Origin of the sequence: Rhodoplanes roseus (genome assembly GCF_003258865.1) — a bacterium.
In the GTDB taxonomy this organism is placed as follows: domain Bacteria; phylum Pseudomonadota; class Alphaproteobacteria; order Rhizobiales; family Xanthobacteraceae; genus Rhodoplanes; species Rhodoplanes roseus.
In genome coordinates, this window is record NZ_NPEX01000360.1 from 1 (window position 1) to 4933 (window position 4933).

7 protein-coding genes are annotated in these 4933 nt (G+C 72.7%); 2 read left to right on the forward strand and 5 right to left on the reverse strand.

The features are described from left to right. On the reverse strand, positions 1-515 hold a 515-nt coding region (locus CH341_RS28020; RefSeq protein WP_146604652.1), incomplete at its 3' end, for a DUF2125 domain-containing protein. Positions 516-679: 164 nt separating this feature from the next. Between CH341_RS28020 and CH341_RS28025 the strand changes: the two genes are divergently transcribed. After that, entirely contained in the window at positions 680-1300 is a 621-nt protein-coding gene (locus CH341_RS28025) for a gamma-glutamylcyclotransferase (protein WP_111422331.1), read from the forward strand. Here the strand turns inward: CH341_RS28025 and CH341_RS28030 are convergent. The 4 genes from CH341_RS28030 to ftsE form a co-directional block, all read right to left on the reverse strand. Then, positions 1267-2049 (reverse strand): lysophospholipid acyltransferase family protein, encoded by a 783-nt coding sequence (locus CH341_RS28030; protein ID WP_111422333.1) that lies wholly within the window; start codon positions 2047-2049, stop codon positions 1267-1269. The two genes, CH341_RS28025 and CH341_RS28030, sit on opposite strands and share 34 nt — an antisense overlap. Continuing rightward, the gene (locus tag CH341_RS28035; protein ID WP_111422335.1) at positions 2046-2804 is read right to left on the reverse strand and encodes a YdcF family protein; all 759 of its coding nucleotides are present in this window, start codon (positions 2802-2804) and stop codon (positions 2046-2048) included. The genes CH341_RS28030 and CH341_RS28035 overlap by 4 nt, the downstream gene beginning before the upstream one ends. A gap of 101 nt (positions 2805-2905) precedes the next feature. After that, positions 2906-3895, reverse strand: a complete 990-nt coding sequence (locus CH341_RS28040) for a cell division protein FtsX (protein WP_245431285.1) — start codon at positions 3893-3895, stop codon at positions 2906-2908. Further along, on the reverse strand, positions 3882-4541 hold the full coding sequence (gene ftsE / locus CH341_RS28045) for a cell division ATP-binding protein FtsE (protein ID WP_111422337.1): 660 nt from the start codon (positions 4539-4541) through the stop codon (positions 3882-3884). The genes CH341_RS28040 and ftsE overlap by 14 nt, the downstream gene beginning before the upstream one ends. A gap of 280 nt (positions 4542-4821) precedes the next feature. Between ftsE and CH341_RS36535 the strand changes: the two genes are divergently transcribed. Beyond that, positions 4822-4933, forward strand: a 112-nt coding sequence (locus CH341_RS36535) for an MJ0042-type zinc finger domain-containing protein (protein WP_210208648.1), incomplete at its 3' end; no start/stop codon positions are given.

A 4933-nucleotide genomic window follows, 5' to 3' on the forward strand; every position in this document is an offset into this window, starting at 1 on the left:
CCGGCCGTCGCCCCGTCGAGCGAGGTGGCGATCGGCCGGTCGAGCACGATCGAGAGACGCTCCGGGTCGGTCGGCAGGCCGCGCAGGCTGGCCTGGGCCAGCGACCAGTTGACCGACAGCACCGGCGGCGCCCCGACATTGCCGACCTGGAGCGGCCCGGTGACCTCGCCGATGATCAGGGTCGGCTGCCAGACCTGGGCGACCACGACGGCGTTCTTGGCCGACAGCGTGGTCGGCGGCGACACCGAGCGCAGGTCGGCGACCGGGTCGGTGCAGCGGACCTCGAAGCGGAACGGGAAGCCGCCGACGTCCTGCTCGGCGCACTTGTAGGTGCGCCCGAGCGACGCCTCGTTCTCCTGCCAGCCGACCATCACGGTGCGGGTGACCGAGGCGGCTTGGAACCAGAAGGCCGTCCAGGCGAGCGCCGCGACCACGACCACGGCGAGCGGCAGCGCGACCAGCCACGGCCGGCGCTTGCGGCGCACCGGCAGAGCCTCGTCTCCGACCGACCTCACGGCTGATCCTTTCGCGGTTGGCCGGCGCTTTTCCGGCGTTTCGCCCGGACGCTCTTGTCGCGGGCCGGAGGGGCTGTTAGGCGAGCCTTGTGGCAGTCTGGTGTCAACCCGTCCGGAGAATCGGACGCGGTTTCGGCCTCCCGACCGGCGCCACCCGGACCGCGATGGGCAATACGACCTCCGACATCGACCACGCCGACGAGGATCTCTGGGTTTTCGGCTACGGCTCCCTCATGTGGCGGCCGGGCTTCCCGTTCGTCGAGCGCCTCCCGGCGCGGCTCGTCGGGCTGCACCGGGCGCTGTGCGTGTTCTCCTTCGTCCACCGCGGCACCCCGGAAAAGCCCGGCCTGGTGCTCGGGCTGGACCGCGGCGGCACCTGCCGGGGCATCGCCTTCCGGGTCGACAAGGCGGAGCGGGCCGGGACGCTGGCCTATCTGCGGGCGCGCGAGCAGGTCACCCACGTCTACCTGGAGACGCTGCGGCCCGTGGTCCTGCTCGATCCCGGCGCCCCGGCGGGCCAGGAGCGGCGGGTGCGGGCGCTGGTCTATGTCGTCGACCGCAGCCACCCGCAATATTCCGGCCGGCTCGACATCGAGCAGCAGCTCCATCTGGTCCGCCAGGGCCACGGCCAGTCGGGGCCCAACCGGGACTACGTCATCGCGACGGTGCGCGAGCTGGAGCAGCAGGGCTGCCGCGACGCGGGGCTGCACGCCATCGCCCGCCGCCTGACGGCGCCGGACGCGCGGCCCGGTCACGAGCGGCCGACCGACGCCTCCTCGACCTGAGCGGCCGCGGCCGCATCGCCGGGTGGAAGGGACCGTCCCTGCCCTTCGGCGACCAGCCGGGCGGTCGCACTCTCGATCGTGTCCTGCAGGCGGGCCATGAAGGCGCGCCGGGCGAGGCCGGGCGGGATGGGATCGAGGATCTCGACCAGGATGGTGCCGGGCGGGCGCAGAAAGCTGCGGCGCGGCCAGTGCAGGCCGGAATTCAGCGCGATCGGCAGGCAGGGCACGCCGAGATCGGCATAGAGCAGCGCGATGCCGGGCTTGTAGTCGGGCGGCGCCCCCGGCGCGCTGCGGGTGCCCTCGGGGAAGATCAGGATCTGGCGGCCCTGGTCGAGCAGCCTGCGGGCGGCCCGGGTCATCTTGATGAGCGCCGCCCGGCCGGCGGTGCGGTCGACCGGGATCATGCCGGCCTTCCTGGTGTACCAGCCGTAGAGCGGGATCCAGGTCAGCTCGCGCTTGATGATGAAGCTCGGATCGGCGAACAGCGGCAGCAGCGCGAAGGTCTCCCAGGCGGACTGGTGCTTGGCCGCGACCAGCAGGGCGCCGCGCGGCATCTTGTCGAGGCCGCGCCACTCGACCGAGACGTCGCAGATCACCCGCAGCAGCCAGACGCTGGTCCGCGCCCACGCCTTCGCCATCATCCCCATGGTCCGGTGCGGCAGCGCGAGCGTCGGCAGCGCCGCGATCAGATAGGCGACGGTGGTGACGTAGAAGACGACGGTGAACAGAGCGGAGCGGACGACGATCACGTTGCGGGTCCCGGCTGGGTCGCCGGCGGCGGAGGCCGGCGCTGGGCGGCCTCGGCGAGATCGACCACGGGCTCGATCCGCATGCGCGCCAGCGCGACGATGTACTTCACGTATTCGGTCATGAGAAGCCGTGCATTGGCGCCGCTCGACCACCACGGCTCGGCCCGCGCCTGGGTGACCACCGGATAGGGGATCAGCTCGACCCCGGGCAGGCGGTGGCCGAGCTCGGCCATGGCGCGCGGCATGTGGTAGCTCGAGGTGACGACGACGAGCGAGCGGAAGCCGCGGCCGAGCGTCCAGCGGCGGGTCTCGAGGGCGTTGCCGATGGTGTTGCGGGCCTCGTGGCCGAGGTCGATGCAGCAGTCGAACAGCCGCTCGAACTCCGGCACGCCGCGGGCGATCTCGCTCGAATTGGTGGTGCGGTGGACGCCGGTGATGAGCAGCCGGCGGCCGCGCCCGGACGCCAGCAGCTCGACCGCGTCGACCACCCGCGACGCCCCGCCGGTGAGCGCGACGATGCCGTCCGCCGTCGCGGTGAGGACGACCTCCTGGCGCGGCACCCGCCAGGCGAAGGCGACGAAGCCGCCCAGGAAGGCGGCCGTCCCTGCGCTGCCGAGCACGACGGCGAGGATCAGCAACCGGCGCCAGGACAGCAGCCGCCGGCGGGGCCGGGAGCCGGACGGCCGCGCAGACGCCGCCGCCAGCGGGGCGTCGCCCGCGACGTCGTGCGTCCCTCGTCCGTCCTCGATGGCCATCCTTTTCACGTCCCGGGTCGAGAATATCGCCAAATTCGGCGCAGGAAAGGCGTCACCCGCACCCGGCGCCGCGGACGGGCGTCCGCGGCCGCCGGCACGCCTCAGCCGACCGCCTTCAGGGTCGCCTTGACCACCCGCCGGGACGTCAGCGCCGTCACCAGCCCGACCAGGGCGACCTGCACGAGCAGCACCAGATAGCCGCCGATCCCCAGCGCCGCGCCGCCGAACAGCGCCGCGGCGTCGGCGCCGCCGAGGCCGAACAGGCGGCCGCCGGCGAGCCCGAGCAGCAGGAACAGGACAACGGCGGCGCCGCCCCCGATCGACCCGCCCTGCAGGCCGAGGAAGAGGAAGTGCCGCATGAACTGCCCCGCCACATAAGCATCCTTGGCGCCGATGAAATGCAGCACCTCGACAGTCGGCCGGTTGGTCGCCATGGCGCCGCGGGTGGCGAAGGCGACCGACAGCACGGTGGCGGCCATCACCAGGCCGAGGATCGCCAGCCCGACCGCGACGGCGGTGTCGGCCATGGCGCGCAGCCGGCGCGAGAAGCCGCGATGATCGTCGAGGGTGGCGCCCGGCACCTCGACCGCGAGCCGGGTCTTCAGGGCGGCGAAGTCGGGCGGCCGGCCCGGCGTCACCTGCACGACGATCAGCCGCGGCACCGGCAGGCTCTCCAGCGACAGGCCGGAGCCGAGCCACGGCTCCAGCAGGCGCGCCGACTCCGCCTTGTCCTGGGCCCGCACCGAGGCGACGCCGGGCGCGGCGCGGACGATCTCGACGGCGCGGACCACGTCCACGTCGAGGTCGCGGCCGGCCATCGGGCGGACCTGGACCGTCACCTCGCGCGACACGTCCGACTGCCACTCGGCCGCCGCCCCGACCACCAGCACGACGGCCCCGGTGGTGAGCGAGGCCAGGAACGTCATGATCGCCACCACGGCGATCAGGGCCGAGCCGGCGATCGAGCTGCGCGGCACGATCGGCGTCTCGCGCGGCTTGCGGCGGACGAGGCCGGTCAGCCCGCGCAGGGCTCCGGACAGGCGCGAGTCGGTCCGCGACCGGTCGGTCCGGACTCGATCAGTCGTAGACATGGATCCGGCCCTCGTGCAGCACCAGCCGGCGCGCGTCGTACTGGTCCATCAGCCCGATGTCGTGGGTGGCGATGACCACCGACGTCCCCGACTTGTTGAGCTCGATGAACAGCCGCAGCAGCCGCTTGGCGAGATTGGGATCGACGTTGCCGGTCGGCTCGTCGGCGAGCAGGAGCTGCGGCCGGGCGATCACGGCGCGGGCGATGGCGGCGCGCTGCTTCTCGCCGCCCGACAGCACCGGCGGCAGCGCCGTCATCCGCTCGCCGAGCCCGACCCAGTGCAGCAGCTCCTCGACCTCGTGGCGGTAGCTCTCCTCCTCGCGGCCGAGCACGCGCAGCGGCAGCGACACGTTCTCGTAGGTCGACATGTGGTCGAGCAGGCGGAAGTCCTGGAAGACGATGCCGATGCGCCGGCGCAGCACGGCCAGCGCGTCCTTGTCGAGGGTGGCGACGTCGTGGTCGAACAGCGTGATCAGGCCGCGGGTCGGCCGCAGCGACAGGAACAGCAGCCGCAGCAGCGAGGTCTTGCCGGCGCCGGACGGGCCGGTGAGGAACTGGAACGAATGCGGCTCGATGCGGAAGGAGAGGTCGCGCAGGACCTCCGGGCCCAGCCCGTAACGCAGTCCCACGTTCTCGAACCGAACCACGCCGTTCTCCGCTCCCAGCCTGCCGAACCGAACCTCCGCGCGCGCCCCGCGTCCCCTGGAGCGATCGCACCGCCCTACGGTGCGAATCGTCTCCTTTTACTCGAAGCCGCGGCCGGCGGCACGCCCGCACCGCCGGCGTCGGCCGCCGGTCCCCACCGGCAGCCGCCGCCCTGCAACCCACCACAGGTACAGACTCGAAAGCGCCACCATCTTGGTTTCCGGATCATTAACGAAGCCGGGGGTAGAATGGAGCGGTTCGGGAACGTGGTACGTCGGCGTCATGAAGATCGTCTGCCCCAACTGCGAGGCCTGGTACGAGGTGCCGGAGGCGTCGGTCGGCCGCGGCCGGACGGTGCGCTGCATCAGTTGCCAGACCGTGTGGACCGCGACCG

Excerpts from the sequence above, each read along its gene's own strand:
- CH341_RS28025 (WP_111422331.1), top strand. The coding sequence starts at position 680 with ATGGGCAATACGACCTCCGACATCGACCACGCCGACGAGGATCTCTGG.
- CH341_RS28035 (WP_111422335.1), bottom strand. The coding sequence starts at position 2,804 with ATGGCCATCGAGGACGGACGAGGGACGCACGACGTCGCGGGCGACGCC.
- CH341_RS28040 (WP_245431285.1), bottom strand. The coding sequence starts at position 3,895 with ATGTCTACGACTGATCGAGTCCGGACCGACCGGTCGCGGACCGACTCG.